Here is a 22,714-nt window from a genome sequence, read left to right on the forward strand (position 1 = left end):
CGCCGCCTTCGCTACTTCGAGCTTTTTCAGAAGCAATAACGGTTACGTAAACTGCTTTGATAAAAAATTGTTGTTTGGACGAATCCGCGAGACTCCTGTGGAAGAATGATCCAAGCGAGACCCCGCAGAGCGTTTTTTGGCTCGAGGAGGCTCGCGGATCATCCACGGAAAGCGAGCGGTAATTCTTCCAAACAACCTTCCGTGATAATAAAAGCAACGAAATAGAAAAAGGATACTAAGTTTTTTAAGACTGAAATGCAATTTTTCTTAACAGATAAGAAAGTAAAAACTGACAGCTACCTTTATGCCAAGGTAGCACCTACACGCATACGTGTTCTACCCGGGGTGGCGAAAGCTCACGCTGTATTTAATAAAAGACACTACGCGTTTTTCTTAACATTCATGATAAGAGCCATTTACAAGTGAAAAGGAGTCTATAAAAACATGGAAAATTACTTCTTGATTGCTATTGTTTATATTATTATCATTTCTATTGTTGGTATGACACTAATGTTAATGGATAAGAAAAAAGCCGAGAGACAGCAATGGCGAATTTCTGAAAAGAATCTATTCATAGTAGCTATCTTAGGTGGGGCAATAAGCATGCATATTAGTTCCAAAGTTATTTGTCATAAAACAAGTAAACTTAAATTTGTGATAGGGCTTCCTTTAATATTTGTTGCACAAGTAGGATTAGTGATGTATTTGGTCCTGTAAATTAAAATACTTTAGATAGCTTGAACATTTTTAAATTTATTCGCATAGAAATAGAAGAGAGGAGGATGACACAGCTATGGAAGCATTCAATGAATCGATTCCTCGTATCATAGAAGAAGCAGGTTGGTTAGCTCCAGTCTTGTTTATTCTATTGCATGTAATAAGACCTTTACTTTTTCTCCCTGTCATTGTTATATGTATTGCAGGAGGTTATTTTTTTGGATTTATTCATGGAACGATCTATTCGATCATTGGTTTAACACTAATGAGCGGAATGTTCTTTAAACTTATTGAAATTTTTCCGGGATTTCGAACAAAAATAACACGATTAAAACAAAAAGTTTTTAGAGATAGAATTCTAACAATTGGTCAGGTAATGATTTTAAGAATGATGCCTTTTGTCCATTTTCATTTACTTTCGCTTTATTTAATGGAAATGACTACCTCATATAGACAGTATATAAAATACTCGGTTGGTGGGGTTATCCTCCCATCGGTTTTATTTACGGCTTTCGGGCAGGCAATTACTGAAATGCCTTGGTATGTGTCTTTACTATTTTTCGGCTTGTTAGCCCTAATTTTTTATTATTTAGGTAAACGGGGCACTGTAGTCTATAAATGGGAGCGTTTTTTTCACCGTAAAGCAGTATGAAGGATTTAAATCTTTATTAAGTACGAGGGTTCTTATATTTGAACTAGGAAGGATTTGATTCATGCAGAGCTGGAAGGCTCGTGGATTGTCCAAGGAGAGCTAGCCGATAGTTCTTCAAAAAAATTCTGTGATGAAAAACCAAAATATAAAAACGCGGTAGCAATTTAATTTGCGACCGCGTTTTTTACTAGATCTATGTTGAATGCTTACTTTATTTTCCTTGCCTGTCTAATCTTTTTAATAATTCCTTTATAGGACTTCTCCACTCTATCGTTGCTTTTGGATAACGAAGCGTTAATTCTTTTTCAATGAAATGAAAATCTGTTGTGCTTAAGCCATGAAGTTGATCAGAGTCTTCTGTACCAACCATAATTGAGGTAACTTCAAAGGAGTCATCCGTACTTCCTAGAAATTTTTCTCCTTCGAACATAGCATTCCCAAAAGTAAATATAACATTTTTCCTTACATTTCCGCTTTCATCTAAAAGGTAAAAATCACCCTCCCGATAAGCGGCTTCAAGTTTTCTACGTGGGTCAAGCAAATATTTCGTAATACTAAAAATAATGATTCCAACAGCGATAAGAAGGAATAATCGGAACAGGATCACAGTCATGATCATCTCTCCTTCAAAGGATCTTTAAAAAAATTAATGTTAAGGCAGCGTTTTCGATAACACTTCTTTATTAAAAGATTCCCGAATTTGTTTCGATTTAAAACTCTAGTTGACAGATAAAACTTTCCATTACTATAAGTTACGTTTACATAGTAATTAAAGTTTCATAAATAATGAAAGGATATGAAGAAAGTTTACAAGTATTTGTTTCGTGCAAAATATTTCGAAACACTATTTACTTGTGTTATGTTTGAAATCTTAGGTATATTATAACTCAAAGAGTATACTGTGTCATAAGGTTGCGTAAGAATGAAACTTTGTCTCTTGTTTTTCCGTATAGTAAATTAGGGAAATATTAGGAGGGTAAATGATGAGACAATTAAAGTATAAAATGATTGCACTGCCACTATTAATCTTAACATTAGCCTCGGGATGCTCAAGTGAAGTTGCTCGAAAGAGTGATAAAGAGAAGAGCAATGCAGATCAAGAATTCGTCATAACACCTGAGGATTTTCCAGATACTTTTTTGAATGGAGATATTGCAAAAGTTTATCATCAGACGAGCGGTGATTTTCGCGGCATTGTGAGTGCAGAAGAGTTTACGGATCTAGGTAAAAACTTTAATGAAGGTGTTAAATCTTATGAACTTGTTTCCGAGTTATCTTTAAACGAATATACAGAATATCAATGGATAAATGAAACAAAAGATAAAGGGATACGAAGCTATTTTTCAGAAGATCATACGATTCAAGGTTTAGAGCTTTTACCATTGACTGATTTTGTTCAACAAAATAAAACTTATACAGAGATGACTTACACTATGCCAGTCTTAAATGAATGGTTTACGTTTTGGGGCGGCACGAATGAACTTGTCAATTATCATTATCCAGTTGAAAGTCAACGTTACGCCTATGACCTGGTTATTATGAAAAATGGCTCTACTTTTAAAGGTAATCCTGGAAAAAATGAAAATTACTATGCTTTTGGTGAATTAGTCCTATCCCCCGAAGATGGTACTGTTGTGGCATCCGAAAACACCATTGCAGATAATACGCCAACAGTTGATACAAATGAAAAAGAACCACTGGGGAACCATCTAGTCATTGATCATGGAAATGGAGAATACAGTGTGCTTGCTCATTTTCAAGAAGGAAGTGTACAAGTGAAAACTGGTGATAATGTATACGCTGGCGATATTTTAGGATTATGCGGCAATTCAGGGAACTCCAGTGAACCTCACATTCATTATCATGTAGCGGATAATGCTGACTGGCAGCAAGCAAAATCACTTCAGATTAGATTTAAAGATGAAACAAGCCCTGTTCGAGGAGAGAAAGTAATAGGCTTTTAAAAAAATAGGAAGATTGACAAGTAAAATACTTCTTTTTCGTAAATATTATTAGAGGATGATTAGGCATGAATTTTAAAGAAATGTTTTTAATGCAAAAAAAATTGGATAAGTATATTGAAGATAAGCATTTATTATCATCAGAACCACTACTGGAGAGGAAAATCATGGCCTTTCAGGTCGAAGTAGCAGAGCTTATCAATGAAACTAGATGCTTTAAGTTTTGGAGTGAAAAAGGTCCATCTGAACGTGAAGTTATTTTAGAAGAATATGTTGATGGAATTCACTTCCTCCTTTCTACAGGTATTGAATTAAACTTTAATGATCATTCTAACTATGACTATCCCGAGGCATCTCATTCTTCTGACGTGGAACTGGTAGGTCTCTTTTTCGAAGTTATTGACCATATTCAAAGGCTAAGGAAAGAAAAAACAAGAGCAAATTATGAAAAATTATTTCTTGAATATTTAAATGTTGGGGCAAGTCTTGGTTTTACCGAAGGGGAAATTGGACAAGCATACATGCAGAAGAACGAGGTGAATCATACGAGACAGGATGAAGGTTACTAAAGAAAATAACCCTATTTAATTCGATGATTGTTTTAAAAAAACGTGAGACTCTTGTGAATGACGGAGAAAATACTCTAAAATTCGCTGTTGACGGACGCTTTTCTTATTTATTTCGACAAGCGAAAAGAATTGAGATCTTTTTTAGAAATCTTTATACTAGTGTAGATACATAATTTTCAATAATTTGAAGGAGGACATTTAAACGTGGAAGATATGTTAAAAATGTTAAAAGAATTAACGGACGCTAACGGGATTCCTGGAAATGAACGAGAACCTCGTGAAGTGATGAAAAGGTATATTTCTCCATTTGCAGATGAAGTGAGTACAGATCATCTAGGAAGTTTGATTGCGAAAAAAACTGGAACGGTAACAGATGGTCCAAAAATCATGGTGGCAGGTCACCTTGACGAAATTGGATTTATGGTGACCAGTATTGATGACCGTGGATTTGTTAAGTTTCAAACGGTTGGTGGTTGGTGGGAGCAAGTAATGCTTGCTCAACGAGTGACAGTGATGACTCGTAATGGAAATATTCCAGGAGTGATTGGCTCAAAGCCGCCACATATCCTCGCACCTGAGGCTCGAAAAAAATCGATGGATAAGAAAGATATGTTTATTGATATCGGGGCAACCAGCAAAGAACAAGCGGCGGAATTCGGAGTACGACCGGGTGACTCGATTGTTCCCGTTTGTGACTTCACTGTCATGAAAAACGAAAAATTATTGATGGCCAAAGCATGGGATAACCGAATCGGCTGTGCCATTGCAATCGAAGTGCTTCGAAGACTGAAAAACGAAGAACACCCTAATACGGTATACGGTGTTGGTACCGTTCAAGAGGAAGTAGGTCTTCGCGGTGCACGGACTTCCGCCCACTATATTCAGCCGGACATTGGCTTTGGAGTAGATGTAGGAATTGCAGGAGATACACCAGGAGTAACCGAGAAGGATGCCTTAGCAAAAATGGGTGAGGGTCCTCAAATTATTATGTATGACGCTTCTATGGTGGGTCATAAGGGACTTCGCGATTTCGTGACAGACACAGCTGACGAGAAAAAAATTCCTTATCAATTTGATGCGGTACCGGGTGGAGGAACTGATTCTGGCTCTATCCATTTAACAGCAAACGGTGTACCAGCGTTATCTATTACAATTGCAACTCGCTATATTCATACACATGCGGCGATTCTTCATCGTGATGACTTTGAAAATGCGGTGCAGTTAATTGTAGAGGTAATTAAGAAAATGGATCGTAAAACAGTGGATGCAATTACGTTTGATTAAAGTGGTATTGAAAAGTTGTTTAGAGGCTTCGGCTTCTGAGCGGCTTTTTTTCCGTTTGATTAAAAATGTAATATAATCTATTGACTTAAACACGCCACAACTCTATACTTCAAAAAGTAATTCATTATATATTTTTCAAAAGGCATGTCTCTTTAGTCTAAGTGTGTTTTATTCTAATTCTACCTTTGGTTCAACCATGAATCAGAATGTTTCCTTTAGGACATCCTTTAATAATATCGAAGTGTGGTGTATATCAGTGAATAATGTTTACCGATTACTTATTATCTTTTTTGCATCTGTTTTAATAGGTTTTGCTTTTAACCTATTTCTTTTGCCGCATGAAATACTAACAGGTGGAGTAACTGGTCTTGCTATGTTATTTGGTTTAAAGACGCCAATAAATGCGGGATACTGGGTTATTCTCCTTAACATTCCCATTGTTATTTTAGGCTGGAGAAAGCTCGGCAAGCAATTTGTCGGCAACACAATATTTTCAGTTGCAGTAACTTCTATTTCCATGATTTATATTCCTATTTTTGGAATCACAGAGGATGCTTTACTATCATCTGTTTTTGGTGGGGTTCTTGCTGGTGCTGCAATTGGAATTATCATTCGTTTTTACGGATCAACAGGTGGGGTTGATGTAATTAGTCTCGTGTTGATTAAAAAGTGGGATGTACCCCTTGGCGGCCTGATTTTCTTTTTAAATTCTCTTGTCGTGTTTATATCCGGTTTCCTCTTTGCTTGGGAATTAGCATTATACACAATGCTGTCGATTTATATTACCGGCCTCGTAATTGACAGGATTCACACGAGACATATTAAACTTAGTTTGATGGTTGTAACGAATCAGGGTGACGAGTTAAAAAAAGCATTATTAGCAAATTTAGTTAGAGGAATAACCGTGATAGAGGGGCAAGGTGCGTATTCAGGAGAAAGTAAAAAAATTCTTTACACGGTTATTACAAGGTATGAGTTAGCAATTATAAAACCGCTATTAAAAGAAATTGATCCAAATGCTTTCGTAAGTGTAAGTGAGAGTATGGAGGTTATGGGTAACTTTCGAAGAGAATGATGTAGAGTGAGTTATTGAAATGAGGTGTCTTAAAAAATTTAAGACACCTTTTTTCACAAATATTATTGCAATCCACTTGAAATTTGTTCAACTAAAGCGTCTTTTTCTTCTTCGTTTGCTTGATTCCAATAAATTTCCATTAAAACTCCGAGTCCAGGAAGCATTTTTTCTTCTCCACTTTGGATAGCGTCCACTATTGTTGCCTCAACGTCTTCTGAACTACTACCTGAAACATTTTGTAAAATAGCGCCGCGTAAATTAAATCCACTCATTAGCTTCTATCCTTTCTTTTACACCGATTTTAGATGATTTAATCGTTAAACTTTCAGGAATCTGTTATAGTATGGATGATACCGTTCAGAATTATGTAACCAATTAAAGCGAATAATGTTACTGATGGAACGGAAAGGAGAAATATTCATGGAAAAAATTGAATCTTTACAAAATCCGAAAATAAAAGCTTGGAAAAAACTCCATACTAAAAAAGAAAGAGATAAATCGGGGTTATTTTTGATTGAAGGAAAACATTTGATTGAGGAAGCACTGAAATCTCAACTTGTGATTAATCAGCTGATTATTCAAGAGGGCCTCGATATACCAAAGGAATGGAATGTTACACAGCTAAATCAACTAGTTGTAACTGCGCGTGTAATGAAAGAATTATGTGAAACTGAAACTCCTCAAGGTGTAGCTGCAATCTGTGAACAACCTGAAAACATTAATCTTCTTTTGGATGAGGGAAGGTATTTATTTATTGATGGTGTCCAGGATCCTGGGAATTTAGGAGCCATGATACGGACCGCCGATGCAGCAGGAATGTCAGGAGTAGTCCTTGGGCACGGAACTACCGATCTTTTTAACGGTAAAGTGATTCGTTCTACGCAAGGATCGCTTTTTCATTTACCAGTGCAAAAAATGGATTTGGAAGAAGCGATTGAACTTTGTAAGGAAAATGATATCCCTGTATTCGGAACTAGCTTGAAAGGAAGCACATATACAGCCATTGAACCGCAAAAGCATTTTGCGCTTGTTGTAGGTAATGAAGGAAATGGTGTACAGGAAGAGCTGTTGAATCTTGCTGACCAGAACTTGTATATTCCGATCTTTGGAGAAGCGGAATCATTAAATGTGGCAATAGCTACAGGAATATTGGTCTACCATCTAAGAGGTGCATAAAAACGATTTGCGAAAACGTGTTAAATTTTATATAATATTTAACAGATGATAAATGAATGGAAAAACGAAGAAAGAGAGTAGTATGCTGAATTGTTCCCATCAAGGGAGGAAGTGCCATAGACTGAGAGCACTTCTATGAGGAATCCAGCAGAATTCACTCTGGAGTTGACATTGGAGCACAGTTTTTTTACTGTGAAGATGATCCGGCAAGAAGACCGTTATCTTCTTTATTTGAGTGAATACATCACCGAGAAGATTATTTCTTTTAATGGATGTATTAACAAGGGTGGTACCGCGAGTCTTCGTCCCTTTTTTTGGGAGGAGGGCTCTTTTTGTTTTTAAGGCTTTGTCCAGATGATAGTTGACGATGAAACCACGCGACCTACAATCAGTCCTGGAGTTGTTCAACTATGTTAACAGAGCCCTATATTAAAGGAGGAAAAGCCATGTTAGATCGATTACAAGAACTACACGATGAAGCCATGACTAAAGTTGCTGATGCTAAAAATTTGAATGATTTAAAAGAAGTACGGATTGCATACTTAGGTAAAAAAGGTCCCATCACCGAAGTAATGAAAGGGATGGGGAAATTATCAGCAGAAGAGCGGCCTAAAGTGGGGCAAAAGGCAAACGAAGTTCGTGAATCTGTGGCAAGTTATATTGAAAAAAAGGAAAAAACATTTGAAGAAGAAGCGATGCTGGAAAAGTTACAGAAAGAAAGTATTGATGTTACTTTACCAGGAAGACCTACACAAAAAGGTTCACGTCATCCACTAACGTCTGTCGTTGAAACAATAGAGGATATATTCATCGGAATGGGTTTCACTGTTGCGGAAGGTCCGGAAGTTGAAACGGATTATTATAATTTTGAATCTTTAAATTTACCGAAACATCACCCAGCGAGAGATATGCAGGATACGTTTTTCCTAACCTCTGACCTATTAATGCGCACGCAAACATCACCGGTTCAAACAAGAACAATGGAAAAACATGAAGGTCAAGGGCCAGTTAAAATAATCTGTCCGGGAAAAGTCTATCGTAGAGATGAAGATGATGCGACACATTCACATCAGTTCATGCAAATTGAAGGCCTTGTCGTAGATGAAGGAATTCGTATGAGTGATCTTAAAGGAATTTTTGCAACTTTTGTTAAAAAATATTTTGGGGAAGACAGAGAAATTCGGTTACGGCCAAGTTTTTTCCCTTTCACAGAGCCATCTGCTGAATTAGACATCACTTGTGCAATGTGTGCTGGAAAAGGCTGTCGTACGTGTAAACAGACAGGTTGGATTGAGGTTCTTGGTTCCGGTATGGTGCACCCAAATGTCTTACGTAAGAGTGGGTTTGACCCGGAAAAATACTCTGGTTTTGCCTTTGGAATGGGTGTAGAAAGATTTGCTATGCTGAAGTACGGAATTGATGATATCCGGCATTTCTATACAAATGATACAAGATTTTTATCGCAGTTTAAACGAGTTTAACGGAAGATACGACTCATTTGAGTCCAAGGAGGAGAAGATACTGTGTTAGTTTCCTATCAATGGTTAAAAGAATATATCGATATAGATGATTTATCACCGCAGGAAATAGCTGAAAAATTAACGAGAAGTGGTGTAGAAGTCGATGCAGTTACAGACTTAAATCAGGGGATTACAAATCTTGTAGTTGGTAAAGTGTTGGAGTGTGTGAAGCACCCTGAAGCAGATAAGTTAAATTTGTGTCAGGTAGATGTTGGTGAAGGGGAAGTTGTACAAATTGTTTGTGGTGCAAAAAATGTTGCGGCGGGTCAATTTGTTGCAGTTGCAAAAGTGGGGGCAAGACTTCCTGGAGGTATGAAAATTAAACGGGCAAAACTTAGAGGAGAAGTATCCGAAGGGATGATATGTTCTCTTCAAGAATTAGGTTTTGAAAGCAAACTTGTCGCGAAAAAATACAGCGAAGGAATTTTTGCATTCCCACAGGAAATGGTTGCTGGCGAAGAGGCATTAGCACCATTAGGTTTAAACGATACGGTACTTGAACTGGATTTAACACCAAACCGGGCAGATTGTTTGAGCATGATTGGTGTTGCTTATGAAGTAGCAGCAATTCTGGGACGCGAGATCACTCTTCCGATACCAGCGGTCGTTTCCTCGGGTGAGAAAGCTAGTGACTATATTTCTGTAAATGTAGAAACAAGTGGAGATAATCCATACTACGGAGCAACGATTATTCGCGGTGTTAAAATAGGAGAGTCTCCTTTATGGCTTCAGACAATCTTGATGGCAGCCGGCATTCGTCCGATTAACAATGTTGTCGATGTGACGAATTATGTTCTTATGGAATATGGTCAACCGTTACATGCATTTGACTTAGATCGATTTGCCTCGGCGGAAGTAGTAGTTCGTCGTGCACGTGAAGGGGAAAAAATGGTTACCTTGGATGATGCGGAGCGGACATTATCAGGGGAGCATCTAGTTATCACCAATGGTACAGACCCTGTTGCAATCGCTGGTGTCATGGGTGGGGCGACATCTGAAGTGCAAAATGATACCGAAAATATATTGTTGGAGGCTGCTTATTTCAATGATACTACTGTTCGGAAAGCTTCAAAAGATTTAGGCTTACGAAGTGATGCAAGTTCTCGATTCGAAAAAGGTATCGATCCAAATCGTGTAGCAGAAGCAGGAATCCGGGCAACGTCACTCATTCAGCAGCTTGCTGGTGGACAAGTTCTAAAAGGTCCTGTGGAGTTTGATGAACTAGATCGCTCATCCAATGAAGTGACGATATCATTAGCTAAAATTAATGGCGTACTCGGAACAGATTTAAAGGTGAGTGATGTAGAGGATATTTTCACTAAATTACAGTTTTCTGTGAAGGAAAAAGACGGTACGTTTACGGTAGCTGTTCCAACTAGACGTCAAGATATCACTATTGAAGCAGATATTGTGGAAGAAGTAGCCAGACTATACGGATATGATAATATTCCAACAACATTACCTAATACACCTTCAACACCCGGTGGATTAACCGAAGTTCAATGGAAAAAACGGAAGGCTCGCCGTTTTCTGGAAGGTGTTGGATTAGATGAGGCAATCAGCTATTCGTTAACGAAAAAAGCGAAGGATGATCACTTTACTGAGGAAAGTGTACATCACGTTGATGTAGCCTTGCCGATGAGTGAGGATCGAGGTTCACTGCGAACAACCCTTCTTCCGCATTTATTGGACGCGTTAAGTCATAACAAGAACCGCAATCAATATAATGTTCATTTGTATGAAATTGGTTCGGTTTTTCATGCAAAAGAACAAACGATAACGGTCCAGCCAGAAGAAAAGACGTATATCTCTGCAGCCTTCATGGGATTATGGCAAGAGCATAGCTGGCAAGGCGAGAAAAAAGTCATTGATTTCTTCGTTGTCAAAGGTATTTTAGAGGGTCTATTAGCTGAATGGGACATTTTAGATATTCAATTTGTACAGACTGCTGATAAGAAAGGTTTTCACCCTGGCAGAACAGCTTCAATAATGATTGATGGCAAGGAAATTGGTATCGTTGGACAGATTCATCCTACGGTTCAGAAAACATGGTCTTTACCGGCTACGTATGTATTCGAATTGAACGTGTCTGAGTTAGTTAACGCCAATAACGACACACTTCGTTACCAGCCTATTCCAAAATATCCTGCTATTGACCGGGATATTGCATTAGTAGTTGATGAGAAGCTCACCTCTGGAGAAGTTGAACAAGTAATCAGAGAGTACGGCGGAACGTTGCTGACTCAAGTAAATGTGTTTGACGTATATCAAGGGGAGCATTTAGAGATTGGTAAAAAATCGTTAGCTTTTTCATTACGTTATCTTGATCCTGAAAAAACATTGACTGACGCTGAAGTAGTTGCCGTTCATAACAAGGTTCTCGAAGGATTAGAAGAGAAACTAGGCGCTACGTTAAGAGCTTAAGCCAGTAAATGAATGCAGTATCAATTAAAATAAAGTATTGAAGTTCTTTTATTTCTATGATACAAATATTAACAGATATTAAAACAGTATTACTTTATTTAGAGGTAAAAATTTATAAGCTGACAGCTATCTTTACGCCACAAGCATAAAGGGAAGTTCGCCTCCTATTGAGTAGCACCTACACGCACTACGTAGGTGCTACTCGGGGGGTGGCTTTAAAGATCACGCTGTATTTAAGAAAAGACGGCTATGCCGTTTTTCTTAAAAAACTAAATATTTTCACTCTAGGGGCGCTTTCAAAGCTGAGAGAGACATTGGTCTTAACCCTTATAACCTGATCTAGTTCGTACTAGCGTAGGGAAGATGTGTATTCATTAGAACGGAAACAATTCACCTCAAAACTGAATTGTCATTCTCTATTGACTTTGTTTTAAACCACTTCTTTCTCTATCAGAAGTGGTTTTTTTGTATTTTTTTTCAAGTACGTAACACATTTAGAGATTTTTGTTTCTATTTGAAGGGAATGATTTTTTTGAGAAATGACGTTGATTTTTTGAAGCAAAAGGTAGAGGAAAGACAAGGGGAATTACTTGATTTGGTGAAAACGTTAATCACGTATAAAACACCAGCTCCTCCAGCTAGAAATACACAAGAGGCACAAGAATATGTCGGCGCACATTTGAAAAAGTTAGGTTATACGGTAGATATGTGGGATGTGTACCCGAATGATCCAAACGTGGTTGGTGTTTTAAAGGGCACGAACACAGATAACTATAAAAGCCTAATTATTAATGGTCACATGGACGTGGCAGAGGTGAGCCCTGACGAAAAGTGGATAGGTGATCCATTTATCCCAGTTGTAGAGAATGGCCACTTGATTGGCCGTGGGGCAGCTGACATGAAAGGCGGATTAGGGTCTGCATTATTTGCATTACAACTTTTGAAAGAATACGAGATTGAACTGCCAGGGGACATCACTTTGCAGTCAGTTATTGGGGAAGAGGTCGGAGAAGCTGGAACACTCCAATGTTGTAAACGTGGAAAAGGGGCGGAGGCAGATTTTGCGATTGTCGTAGACACTAGTGACTTACATATTCAAGGACAGGGGGGCGTGATAACAGGTTGGATCACAATCAAGAGTAACCAAACTTACCACGATGCTACGCGAAGAAATATGATCCATGCTGGAGGAAAGTTAGTTGCTGCCAGTGCTATCGAAAAGATGAGTAAAGTCATTCAAGGACTACAGGAGCTTGAACGGCATTGGGCGATCACCAAAAGTTATCCGGGGTGCCCACCTGGTACAAATACGATCAATCCTGCAGTAATTGAGGGTGGACGACATGCGGCTTTTATTGCTGATGAGTGTCGATTGTGGATTACAGTGCATTATTATCCTGACGAAACATATGAAAAAGTTACGAAAGAAATAGAAGAACATATTCTCAATGTTTCAAAAGGAGACCTATGGCTGAAAGATAATCCTCCATCATTTACGTGGGGAGGAACGTCGATGATCGAAGACCGGGGAGAAATATTCCCTTCACTTGAAGTCGACCCGGAGCATGCAGGTGTCCAATTGTTGTCACAATCTCATTACCGAACCTTTCATGCGGAAGCGAAGATAGATGTATCGCCAACTGTTACAGACGGGGGATGGTTAGCCGCAGAAGGTATCCCAACAGTCATTTATGGACCTGGAGATCTAACGAATGCACACGCTGTGAATGAAAAAGTATCGATTGATCAATTAGTAGATTTCACAAAAATTTTACTGGAATTTATTTACACATGGAGTCACACGGAAAAAGAGGAGGAGAAGCTGAATGACCTTTAGTCATCGCCTACATGAAAAGCTATTACCAATCTGGAGAAAAAACCACGCTCACCCGTTTGTCCAAGGGATAGGAGATGGCACACTCGATAAAGAAAAGTTTCGATTTTTTATGATTCAAGATTATTTGTATTTAATTGATTACGCAAAATTATTTGCATTAGGTGCAATGAAGGCAAAAGATGTGGAAACAATGGGTAAGTTTGCGGAACTACTTGATTCTACGCTAAATGAAGAAATGTCGCTGCACAGAGAATATGGCAAGAAATTTGGTATTACTGCAAAAGAATTCGAACAGGCAAAACCATCACCAACGACTTTAGCTTACAGTCACTATATGCTCCATGTTGGTCAAAACGGGACACTTGCACATTTAGTAGCTGCTGTCCTGCCGTGCATGTGGAGCTATTGGGAGATTGGGAAAGAACTAAGTGAAATACCAGGAGCCAAAGAGCATGATTTTTACGGGGAATGGATTCAAATGTATAGCTCAGAGGAGTTCGGACAATTAGCGGAGTGGTGTATTGAACTACTGGATAAATTAGCAGAGAATACCACGGAAACGGAAAAAACCTACTTAGAAGGAATCTTCCTTAACACAACTCGGTTTGAATATATGTTTTGGGATATGGCTTACAATCAGGAAATGTGGCCGACAGATGAGTAATTCTGCGCTGGAATTTAAGGACATGAGTTTTGGATACCCTTACGAGAACGATTTATTCATGGAATTAAATGTCGCTGTTCAACAGGGTGAATTCGTGAGCATTATTGGTGCAAGTGGTTCCGGAAAGAGTACGCTCTTTAAATTAACGGTAGGGCTTGAAGAACCAACAAGAGGATCGATTAGATTAGATGGGGGAAAAAAGGCGAACCGGTTAGGACACGTAGGATATATGCCACAACAGGATTTGTTGCTTCCTTGGAGATCGATACTGGACAATGCTGCGTTACCATTGGAAATAAAAGGGGTTAGTAAAAAAGAAGCTCATAAGCGAATCATTCCCTTACTTGATGAATTCGGACTGAATGGAACAAGAGACAAGTTTCCATCGGAATTATCTGGGGGGATGCGGCAACGTGTTTCCTTTCTAAGGACTGTACTGAGTGGTTCGCCGATTCTTCTGTTGGATGAGCCATTTAGCGCCTTAGATGCCATAACAAAGGTGTCTATGCAAGAGTGGCTTCTGCAGCAATGGGAAAAACAAGGCTCAACTATTATTTTCATTACTCATGATGTAGATGAAGCGTTGTTCTTAGCAGATAGAGTGTTTGTGTTAACCGAAACACCCATCAAGGAACTGAAAGAAGTGACGGTGCCTTTAAATCGTCCTCGGAGATTGGAAGATCTTTATTCTGCGGATCTGTTAGAAGTAAAAAAAGAGTTGATGTTTGAATTGAGGTCGACAATCACATGAAAACAACATGGAAAGATTATCTTGCTCCACTAAGTCTAGTGATCCTTTTATTCGTATTATGGGAGTGGATTGCTAGATTGATAGGGATGACATTTATTTTACCGTCCCCGATTCAGGTATTAGGGAAGTTGTGGGAAATCAAGGGAATTCTTTTTCTTGTTCACTTCCCAGCGACACTGTTAGTCATCGTAACCGGTCTTTTTATATCCGTTGTCTTAGGAGTTGGCCTGGCTGTTTGGATGAGAGCAAGTAGAATCGCCGAAAAAACATTTTACCCGTTAATGATTTCATCTCAAACGATTCCCATCATTGCTTTAGCGCCAATCTTTGTACTTTGGTTCGGATATTCCTTGTGGAGCAAGGTGGCAGTTACAATTTTGATTACTTTCTTTCCGATTGCTGTGAATACGTTTGATGGGCTTCGATCCAGCAGTAGAGAATTCAAAGATCTGCTGTTGACAATGGGGGCAACAAAAAAGGATTTATTTTTAAAACTGTACGTACCATCTGCAATCCCTCATTTTTACTCAGGCTTAAAAGTTGCGGTCACTTTAAGTGTGATTGGTGCGGCAATTGGAGAATGGTTAGGAGCGCAGGCAGGACTTGGTTACTTTAGTCGCAGAATGATGACTCAATTTGACGGTGCGGGTGTATTCGCACCAATCGTCATCTTATCGTTTATTGGTATTAGTTTATTTTTAGGTGTTACTTTACTAGAAAAAATAACGTTAAAGTGGAGGGAAACAGAATGAAAAAGAGTTTATTAGGTTTGGTGTCCGTCTTTACGGTCAGTATGTTAGTTGCGTGTGCAACAGAAGAAGCATCAGAAGGTGGAGGTAGTACCGAAACTTCTGAAGAAGAGTTGACTGAGATAGATGTTATGTTGGATTGGTATCCGAATGCGGTGCATAGTTACTTGTATGCAGCAATTGAAAATGGCTATTTTGCGGAGGAAGGGTTAAAGGTCAATATTCAGTTTCCGGCTAATCCGACTGATCCGATTAATTTAGCGGCATCCGGGCAAATTACATTAGGAATTACCTATCAACCAGACGTAGTTACAGCAAGAGCGAACCAAGATGTTCCGATAAAATCAGTAGGTGCTATCGTACGTTCGCCGTTGAACCGTACAATATTTTTAGAAGACAGTGACATCGAGTCACCTAGTGATTTAGCGGGGAAACAAGTAGGCTATCCGGGAATTCCATTGAATGAAGCTTTAGTTCAAACGATGGTTGAAAACGACGGTGGTAATTTTGAAGAAGTTGACATGGTCGATGTGGGATTTGAGCTTGGATCCTCGATTGTAAGCGAGAAGGTCGATGCTGTAACTGGCGCGTATATTAATCACGAAGTTCCCGTCCTAAGCCATGAAGGACACGAAACGAGAAACTTTAACCCTACAGATTATGGTGTACCAAGTTTCTATGAATTGGTTTTTGTAACAAATGATGATACGTGGGAAGAGGAAAGTGAATCCATTGAAGCGTTCTGGCGTGGTGCTACAAGTGGCTATGAATTTACGCGTGATAACCCTGAAGAAGCTTTGGAAATTCTTCTCAGTAACCAAGATGAAGCCAACTTTCCATTAATAGAGGAAGTAGAAAAAGAGAGTTTAGAGATTTTGTTACCACTTATGGAATCCGATCAAGGTTTTGGCAGTCAGGATGAAGAGTCATGGCAAGAAACGATCGATTGGATGAAAGAGTCCGGTTTAATAGAGGAAGAACCCTCATTAGACGAAATCTTTGTTAATATTGTGGAATAGGTAGTGCTGAAAAACTCTTCGGAAGAAAGTTTGCTGTTTTTATAAGGCCAGAATGCTTCCTCCATGCTTTGCTTTCCGCGGAGAAGCTAGCCAAGCCGCCTTGAGCTATGCTTTGAGGTGGTCTTGCTAAGTGTATAAACACGAAACAGGAGCGAATTAACCACAGATATTAGTCCATATGATAATTTGAGAGAGGTTTTCCATTAAGTTTCCGTGCTTATTGGAGGCCTCTTTTTTGCTATTTTTTGTCATGCGAGTATATGTCTATCGTTGAATTTATGTTGCTGTGTCCCAAGTGTTCCTGAATGTGTGTGAGGTAAGCTGTTTTTGGCTACTGAATGTGGATGGTATTTATGAGATAGCCGCCTAAGACTGAAATGCTATTCATCTAACATAATTTCAGAATAGTTAAATAATTAACCCTAAATAGTTAAAATCACAAGTTGTTAATAATCTTTGAAAACATTAACATTGGTTTAATGTATGGGGAACAGCTTTACTCCATATGAACTGGAAAAGGAGGTGGATGTAAGTTAGTTTTAAATATTCAATTGAAAGAGGTCGCTCTTCTCAGAATTTATTACATACATATAAAACGGCCTCGAAGGTAGTTTAGAACTTTTTATTGCAAGCGTTTTCAAAAAAGGAAAGGGAGATGAGAATGCGACGTTTTAAGAAATTAACGAAAACTTTTATTTTTACCTTACTCGGAATAACGCTAATCGGCACAGAGCTTGCTCCAATTGTTCATGGAGCAGATAAGAACGAGGATATTGTATTTAAGAAACAGGTTGACGGTGTGTTTGATGGGATGCCATTATTTGATGGGAATCCAGAGCATTTAGATGAGTTTGTAGACACTTATTTTGAATACACGGGTCTTGAAGGTGCTGCTGTTTACGCTTCCGGTGCACGAAACCACTACACTTTGCAACAAGGGGAGCATGCAGGTAAAGTGATTCCAGGTGCGTTGTCCGCAGCGGATAATGTACAAGGTGTTTCCACAGATTTTCCTTCGTTAATTGGAATGGGACAGTCATGGAACAAGAACCTGCTAACTGATATTGGTAAAGTTATAGGTAACGAGAAGATAAGTACTCTAAAGGTTAAACAGGGAGATTCAAATTTACACCCTTCAGGTTGGGGTGCTGATCCGGATAAGTTCTCTCAAACCGTAGCCTTTTCTGTTGTAAGTGACATGCGGATCAACCCATTAAGTGGTCGGTTTGATGAAGGTTTCTCTGAGGACACTTTCATGGCAGGGGCAATGATTGATACTATGGCAGCTGGCCTAGGCGGTACGGATCAGTCAGAAAGTGACGATGGTTTTTGGATGCGAGCAGCAGTAGGGACGAAACACTACTCTGTCTATAATGCACAATGGTTCCGCCAATCTGCTAATAATAGTGCCGGGCCACGTTCATTGTTTGAATATCAAACACGTAGTCCTTTGAAAGGGCTTAGTTCAGGTGCTTTATCAGGCGTTATGACTTCATTTGGTCGAACGAACGGAGTTCCAAACATTCTATCACCTTACCAGATACACGCGAACAATCACTCTAAATATGGCGTGTATAGTTCACCAGATTTCAATGGAGATGCTCATGTGTTCGGTGAAAATATGTTTGGCAATGGTTATGATACGAAATATGCGGTTGATCGCACTCACGCAAATGTATTAATGATTCTTGCAGATGCACAAGCAGGACGTCCTAGTGTTGACACAGAAGCTCAAGCAGAAGATGTGCTTAATTTAGTTAATGCTGTGGAAACTGGGTTATATGGAATTACGGAGGAAGATTTAATCGATTCAGCTCGATCACACATGAATCAAATGGTGCGTGTTGGGATATTTAACGAAGTAGATGAAGATGGTGTACCAAAATATTATCCATTTGCTTCTGATGCTAAAGATGTCTCCGATACAATATCTGACTACAGCGATGAAGAACATCAAGAGGTGGCTATGAGAGCTGCAAAAGAAAGTATTGTACTGTTAAAGAATGATGGTGTATTGCCATTAAATAAAGATGAAAAGGCAGCCATATCAGGAGTTTATGCGGATGCTAGGTTTAAAACTACTTATTCTGTGAATCAAACACCTGATATTGATAATTCCGGTAATTCACCGTTATTAGGAATCATCAATGAAATCGGAAGTGATAATGTTTCCTATCACTCAGGAGCTCCGATTATTGGTCTTACGTCAAAACTAAAAGGTGAGGCAGTATCTGCGAATGAAAATGCAGTAGAAGAAGGTTCAGCACTCACAACAACACAAGAACCATTCGATGCAGAAAATGATGCACATTTATTTGAGCTATATGACTGGGGACAAGATGGATCTAGTTTAAAATCTGTATTAAATGGACGGTGGGTAACTTCTCCAAATTCCGAAGGTACTGCTGTTGAAAATACAGACGGAACACTTCTTAATCTAACAAATAATGACTGGAATCTTGCTGAAATGGATGGAAATACTAGTAATATTCCACCACGATTACGAATGGAGCAGAATGAAGATGAAACAACTTCCATCGTTACCAATGGTTATCGTACAGGCTTTAGCGGCGATTTCTCCAATTGGTATTATTCAGAAGGTAGATTTATTACAACGAATGAAGATGGAAGTTTAGTTGCTTCCGACGAATTGGGTGATTTGGAAAAAGCTGCTGACCGCGGTGACAATGTAAAATTTGTAGAAACCGTGGTAAAAGATGTTGGTGAAGAAGCAGCTGCTCGTGCGAAAGAAGAAGATTATGCAATTGTGTTCGTTGGAGCAATTCCTCGTCATAGTGCAGGGGAAGGCAATGACCGTTCAAGCCTGAAAATGGGAGATGCAGACTATGAATTAGTTGAAAAGGTCTCAAATGCTTTCGCACAAGAGAATAAAAAGACTGTTGTAGTCGTTAAATCCAGCTTCCCAGTGGGTATGGAAGAAATTCAAAACAATGAAAATGTTTCCGCCATTGTATATCAACCATATGCAGGGCAATATGAATCTTATGCATTAACTGAAGTTCTGTATGGGGACTATGCACCAACAGGTAGACTCAGTTCTACATGGTATGAAGATATATCTGCTTTACCTTCTATCAGTGAGTATTCGATTCCTGAAGGCAATACAGATACGTTGGCTGCTGTAGATCCTCGTTTTACAGTGGACATGACTAACTCAGATCCAATTGAATCGGATTTGACGTATATGTACACAGATGCACCAGTAACCTATGAATTCGGCTATGGGTTATCATACAGTGACTTTGAATATAGTGATTTTACGGTTGCTTCCAATGTAAATAAAAACAAGCCATTTGATGTATCGGTTAACGTAAAAAATACAGGCACAGTAGATACAGCTGAAGTAGTCCAGTTGTATGTAAAGAACAATGAATCAGCTTATGGTGATTATGCTGCTAAAAAACAATTGGTTGCTTTTGAAAAGCTTCAAATTGCTGCAGGTGAAACAAAAACTGTGACGTTAACGGTTGATCCGGAAGACTTTGCCGTATGGGATGTTAACCTAGGTGATTTCATTGTGGAAAAAGGTCAATATACGTTAATGGTAGGAACATCATCTGAAAACATTAAAGACGATCAAGTAGTTAAAATTAATGGCAAAAAATTAACAACTTTACAAGATAAAACGTTTAATGTATTCGACCATAGTTTTGCTTCTAATGAAGTAATCTATCACGAAGTTTCAAAGGATAGAACGGCATCAAGTCTAAAAGAAGAGAAGGTTGTAGGTGGTTACCATGCAGTTAGATCTAAGGAAGCTGGATCGTGGGTGGCTATACCAAATGTCAATCTTTCAAAAATAAAGCAAGTTACCGCGAATGTAGCTACGAATGTAAAGGGTGGTCAAATCTCATTGCATGCTGGCTCACCTGATAGTGAAGCTATTGCGTTGATTGATGTACCAGTTACAGCCCCAGTCACGTATACCGCCAAAAACACGGAGGTTGAGGTTAACGAGTTGGGTTATGAAGATGTAACCGGTGACTTAATAAAAGAGATTTCAGGAGTACACGATCTTTATGTTGTATTTAATGAAGCTGATTTAAGAATTGACAGTTTGTCCTGGACTGATGCAAGCGAAGAGAAAGATATAGAAGGGAAAGGTAAAAAATCCGGAAATAAGTAAGTAAAACAGAGACGAGAAGTTTCTAAAGTAGTTTGCTAAAAGTTGTAGGCTTCATAAGAAAGGATATGGGCTCAGGTCACAAATGGACAATGTCTGTTTGTGGATCCTGGCCCTTTTCTGTTGGATGAAGGATAGAGTTGGGATCCGTAATCGGTTTATTATGTTATTCGATTTGAGTTGAATAACATAATAAACCGATTTCTTTCTAATAAAAACAACCTTCTTATAAATCCTTCTTAACTCACTGCATAACACGCTTTGTATTAGAAAAATGCCACTTAACGATGTTATAGAGCGTCTCTTGACCGTGACTTTTTAGAATATCTTTCGCGGCACGATCAACATTTGGTCCAGCACCTTTTAAAATAGGTTTCCCTAGGTTTGCTTCTAAACGATCCATTTCCTGTAAAAAGGAATATCTCGCGAGGATAGAAGCAGCAGCTACAGAAGGATGAATTCCTTCCGCCTTTGTTGCAAAATAAAGAGGTTTATCGGATTTCCATGACTTACCTTTAGATGACAGATATTCAAAATAACGGGCTGGACCTACAAACTGGTCGATTAATGTTCCTTGAAAATCAAGGTTATTTTCAGTACATTTTTGCATAACATTCATAATAGCCTGATGGTGAAGCAGTGCTTTCATTTGTCCTTGATTCATACCTTTTTCCTGCATAGCATTGTATTTTTCGTTCTTTAATACAAGTAAACTATACGTGCATTCATTTACTAGCCTTGGAGCTAGTTTTCTAATAACATCATCTTTAATTGTTTTCGAATCCCTAACCCCCCAGCTGTCAATGGTAGCCATCTGCTCTTTTGTCAAATGCACACAGACAACAGTCATTGGACCGAAATAATCCCCAGTCCCGGTTTCATCACTACCGAGTATAATTTGTTCCTCAATATTCTGAGGCGGATAGTATTTGTGGTCATCTACAGAGTTAGAGGTTTTTGTTTCTTTCTTTGAAGTGCTAGCCGGCTTTGTATGTTCCCATTTTGCAGCTTCAGTTGATGCACCTTTTCCTTGAAAAAGAATTTTGCCTGATTTATAAGCAGTAATACTGCATTGTGGTAACTTTGCGGCAAACAAAGCACCTTGGGGAACTTTGTCTTTTATATATGTAGCGTAATGGCTTTTCATTTTACTCGCAGTTTTTGTTTGAACGTTGATTACTTCGTAGCTCATTAGATTTGCTCCTCTCCACTCAGAAAAACTGAGGTGTTTAAAGTATAGACAAAATGCGGTTAGTTTTCATCTTAAATGGAAAAATATATTAAATTATTTTCATACGTAACCTGACATGTTATGATATAAGACAGGATTTCTTTGACGAACGGGGGTTAATTGGTGGGAGAAGATAAAGAAAAAAGTCGAACAGTTGTTACTATAAATAGCCAGCAATACACCATCGTCAGTAAGGAAGGCTCTGACTATGTTAACAAAGTAGCAGAATTGGTTAATAATAAGATGAGAGAATTAAAGGAACTTAATCCTTATTTAGATTCAACAAAGCTTGCTGTATTAACAGCTGTCAATATTGGAAGCGAGTATATTCATTTACTATCGCAGTTGGAAGATGAAAAGAAAGATGAGGACTAACAAAGATGCTGAGTTTTATATTATTTTTTATTTTAATTATGTGTTTTTTCATTGGATTTCGCAGAGGGTTTATTTTACAAGTCATTCACTTACTTGGTCTTGTCGTATCATTTGTCGTCGCATATTTATATTATCAAGAACTAGCAAGCTACATAAGACTTTGGATTCCATTTCCACAGCTCTCTGAAGAGGGTGGAATGGGCTTGTTAGTAGAAAACTTTGATATGGAAATGGTTTATTACAATGGGATCGCCTTTGCAGCTTTGTTTATTATCACAAAAATAATTATGCAAGTGATTGGATCGCTGTTTGATTTTATTGCACATTTGCCAATTCTACATTTTCTGAATGGCTGGTTAGGCGGTATATTAGGTTTTATAGAGGGATTAGTGGTAATCGTTGTTCTCCTTCACTTAGCTGCATTAGTACAAGTAGATATCGTTCAATCGATATTGCAAGGGTCTTCCTTTGCTCAGATGATATTTGAATACACACCTATCATTTCAGATGAACTTAAAACATTATGGATTGAAGGGAAAAAGAAGTAACTTCTCGTCATAGACGAG

Annotated in this window: 20 protein-coding genes, 1 riboswitch and 1 other annotated feature; of the genes, 17 read left to right on the forward strand and 3 right to left on the reverse strand. The window is 38.5% G+C overall.

The genetic code is table 11. The annotated features are described in order from the left end of the window. Positions 1 to 444 precede the first annotated feature (444 nt). Positions 445 to 717: a DUF1294 domain-containing protein gene (locus tag ACHABW_RS08610; protein ID WP_435754932.1), complete on the forward strand. Its 273-nt coding sequence runs from the start codon at positions 445 to 447 to the stop codon at positions 715 to 717. Between the two features lie 76 nt (positions 718 to 793). After that, positions 794 to 1,369 carry a TVP38/TMEM64 family protein gene (locus tag ACHABW_RS08615; RefSeq protein ID WP_435754933.1) on the forward strand — a complete coding sequence of 192 codons (576 nt, stop codon included), beginning with the start codon at positions 794 to 796 and terminating at the stop codon, positions 1,367 to 1,369. A 211-nt stretch (positions 1,370 to 1,580) separates the two neighbouring features. Here ACHABW_RS08615 and ACHABW_RS08620 read toward each other — a convergent pair whose 3' ends face one another. After that, positions 1,581 to 1,982: a sigma-w pathway protein ysdB gene (locus tag ACHABW_RS08620; protein WP_435754934.1), complete on the reverse strand. Its 402-nt coding sequence runs from the start codon at positions 1,980 to 1,982 to the stop codon at positions 1,581 to 1,583. A gap of 367 nt (positions 1,983 to 2,349) precedes the next feature. On the opposite strand from ACHABW_RS08620, the gene ACHABW_RS08625 reads away from it, so the two are divergent. From ACHABW_RS08625 to ACHABW_RS08640, 4 genes are all read left to right on the forward strand, one after another. Beyond that, entirely contained in the window at positions 2,350 to 3,333 is a 984-nt protein-coding gene (locus tag ACHABW_RS08625; protein WP_435754935.1) for a M23 family metallopeptidase, read from the forward strand. Between the two features lie 65 nt (positions 3,334 to 3,398). After that, positions 3,399 to 3,899 (forward strand): dUTP diphosphatase, encoded by a 501-nt coding sequence (locus ACHABW_RS08630; protein WP_110934905.1) that lies wholly within the window; start codon positions 3,399 to 3,401, stop codon positions 3,897 to 3,899. A gap of 213 nt (positions 3,900 to 4,112) precedes the next feature. After that, entirely contained in the window at positions 4,113 to 5,183 is a 1,071-nt protein-coding gene (locus tag ACHABW_RS08635; RefSeq protein ID WP_435755025.1) for a M42 family metallopeptidase, read from the forward strand. 256 nt (positions 5,184 to 5,439) lie between these two features. Then, on the forward strand, positions 5,440 to 6,258 hold the full coding sequence (locus ACHABW_RS08640) for a YitT family protein (protein WP_435754936.1): 819 nt from the start codon (positions 5,440 to 5,442) through the stop codon (positions 6,256 to 6,258). A 62-nt stretch (positions 6,259 to 6,320) separates the two neighbouring features. Here ACHABW_RS08640 and sspI read toward each other — a convergent pair whose 3' ends face one another. Then, positions 6,321 to 6,530: a small acid-soluble spore protein SspI gene (sspI, locus tag ACHABW_RS08645; protein ID WP_435754937.1), complete on the reverse strand. Its 210-nt coding sequence runs from the start codon at positions 6,528 to 6,530 to the stop codon at positions 6,321 to 6,323. Between the two features lie 115 nt (positions 6,531 to 6,645). Between sspI and ACHABW_RS08650 the strand changes: the two genes are divergently transcribed. The 9 genes from ACHABW_RS08650 to ACHABW_RS08690 all read left to right on the forward strand — a co-directional run bounded on the left by ACHABW_RS08650 (position 6,646) and on the right by ACHABW_RS08690 (position 20,545). After that, the gene (locus ACHABW_RS08650; RefSeq protein ID WP_435754938.1) at positions 6,646 to 7,434 is read left to right on the forward strand and encodes a TrmH family RNA methyltransferase; all 789 of its coding nucleotides are present in this window, start codon (positions 6,646 to 6,648) and stop codon (positions 7,432 to 7,434) included. A 58-nt stretch (positions 7,435 to 7,492) separates the two neighbouring features. After that, positions 7,493 to 7,747, forward strand: a binding site (T-box leader). Between the two features lie 133 nt (positions 7,748 to 7,880). Further along, complete coding sequence (gene pheS, locus ACHABW_RS08655) at positions 7,881 to 8,915, forward strand: phenylalanine--tRNA ligase subunit alpha (protein WP_435754939.1); 1,035 nt, start codon at positions 7,881 to 7,883, stop codon at positions 8,913 to 8,915. A 42-nt stretch (positions 8,916 to 8,957) separates the two neighbouring features. Continuing rightward, positions 8,958 to 11,378 carry a phenylalanine--tRNA ligase subunit beta gene (gene pheT / locus ACHABW_RS08660; protein WP_435754940.1) on the forward strand — a complete coding sequence of 807 codons (2,421 nt, stop codon included), beginning with the start codon at positions 8,958 to 8,960 and terminating at the stop codon, positions 11,376 to 11,378. A 276-nt stretch (positions 11,379 to 11,654) separates the two neighbouring features. Next, a riboswitch (TPP riboswitch) is annotated at positions 11,655 to 11,756 on the forward strand. Between the two features lie 154 nt (positions 11,757 to 11,910). Then, positions 11,911 to 13,215 carry an acetylornithine deacetylase gene (locus ACHABW_RS08665; RefSeq protein WP_435754941.1) on the forward strand — a complete coding sequence of 435 codons (1,305 nt, stop codon included), beginning with the start codon at positions 11,911 to 11,913 and terminating at the stop codon, positions 13,213 to 13,215. Beyond that, entirely contained in the window at positions 13,205 to 13,879 is a 675-nt protein-coding gene (gene tenA, locus ACHABW_RS08670; protein WP_435754942.1) for a thiaminase II, read from the forward strand. Before ACHABW_RS08665 ends, tenA begins: the two co-directional genes overlap by 11 nt. Beyond that, positions 13,872 to 14,630, forward strand: a complete 759-nt coding sequence (locus ACHABW_RS08675) for an ABC transporter ATP-binding protein (protein ID WP_435754943.1) — start codon at positions 13,872 to 13,874, stop codon at positions 14,628 to 14,630. The genes tenA and ACHABW_RS08675 overlap by 8 nt, the downstream gene beginning before the upstream one ends. Further along, positions 14,627 to 15,382 (forward strand): ABC transporter permease, encoded by a 756-nt coding sequence (locus ACHABW_RS08680; RefSeq protein WP_435754944.1) that lies wholly within the window; start codon positions 14,627 to 14,629, stop codon positions 15,380 to 15,382. Before ACHABW_RS08675 ends, ACHABW_RS08680 begins: the two co-directional genes overlap by 4 nt. After that, on the forward strand, positions 15,379 to 16,398 hold the full coding sequence (locus ACHABW_RS08685) for an ABC transporter substrate-binding protein (RefSeq protein WP_435754945.1): 1,020 nt from the start codon (positions 15,379 to 15,381) through the stop codon (positions 16,396 to 16,398). The genes ACHABW_RS08680 and ACHABW_RS08685 overlap by 4 nt, the downstream gene beginning before the upstream one ends. A gap of 661 nt (positions 16,399 to 17,059) precedes the next feature. Further along, positions 17,060 to 20,545 carry a glycoside hydrolase family 3 C-terminal domain-containing protein gene (locus tag ACHABW_RS08690; RefSeq protein ID WP_435754946.1) on the forward strand — a complete coding sequence of 1,162 codons (3,486 nt, stop codon included), beginning with the start codon at positions 17,060 to 17,062 and terminating at the stop codon, positions 20,543 to 20,545. 241 nt (positions 20,546 to 20,786) lie between these two features. Here the strand turns inward: ACHABW_RS08690 and rnhC are convergent, their stop codons facing one another. Continuing rightward, positions 20,787 to 21,734: a ribonuclease HIII gene (gene rnhC / locus ACHABW_RS08695; RefSeq protein ID WP_435754947.1), complete on the reverse strand. Its 948-nt coding sequence runs from the start codon at positions 21,732 to 21,734 to the stop codon at positions 20,787 to 20,789. Between the two features lie 162 nt (positions 21,735 to 21,896). On the opposite strand from rnhC, the gene zapA reads away from it, so the two are divergent. Beyond that, entirely contained in the window at positions 21,897 to 22,148 is a 252-nt protein-coding gene (gene zapA, locus ACHABW_RS08700) for a cell division protein ZapA (protein WP_435754948.1), read from the forward strand. 5 nt (positions 22,149 to 22,153) lie between these two features. Next, complete coding sequence (locus ACHABW_RS08705; protein ID WP_435754949.1) at positions 22,154 to 22,696, forward strand: CvpA family protein; 543 nt, start codon at positions 22,154 to 22,156, stop codon at positions 22,694 to 22,696. The last annotated feature ends 18 nt before the right edge of the window (positions 22,697 to 22,714 follow it).

It is taken from the genome of Salipaludibacillus sp. CF4.18, assembly GCF_051262595.1.
GTDB lineage: Bacteria > Bacillota > Bacilli > Bacillales > Salisediminibacteriaceae > Salipaludibacillus > Salipaludibacillus neizhouensis.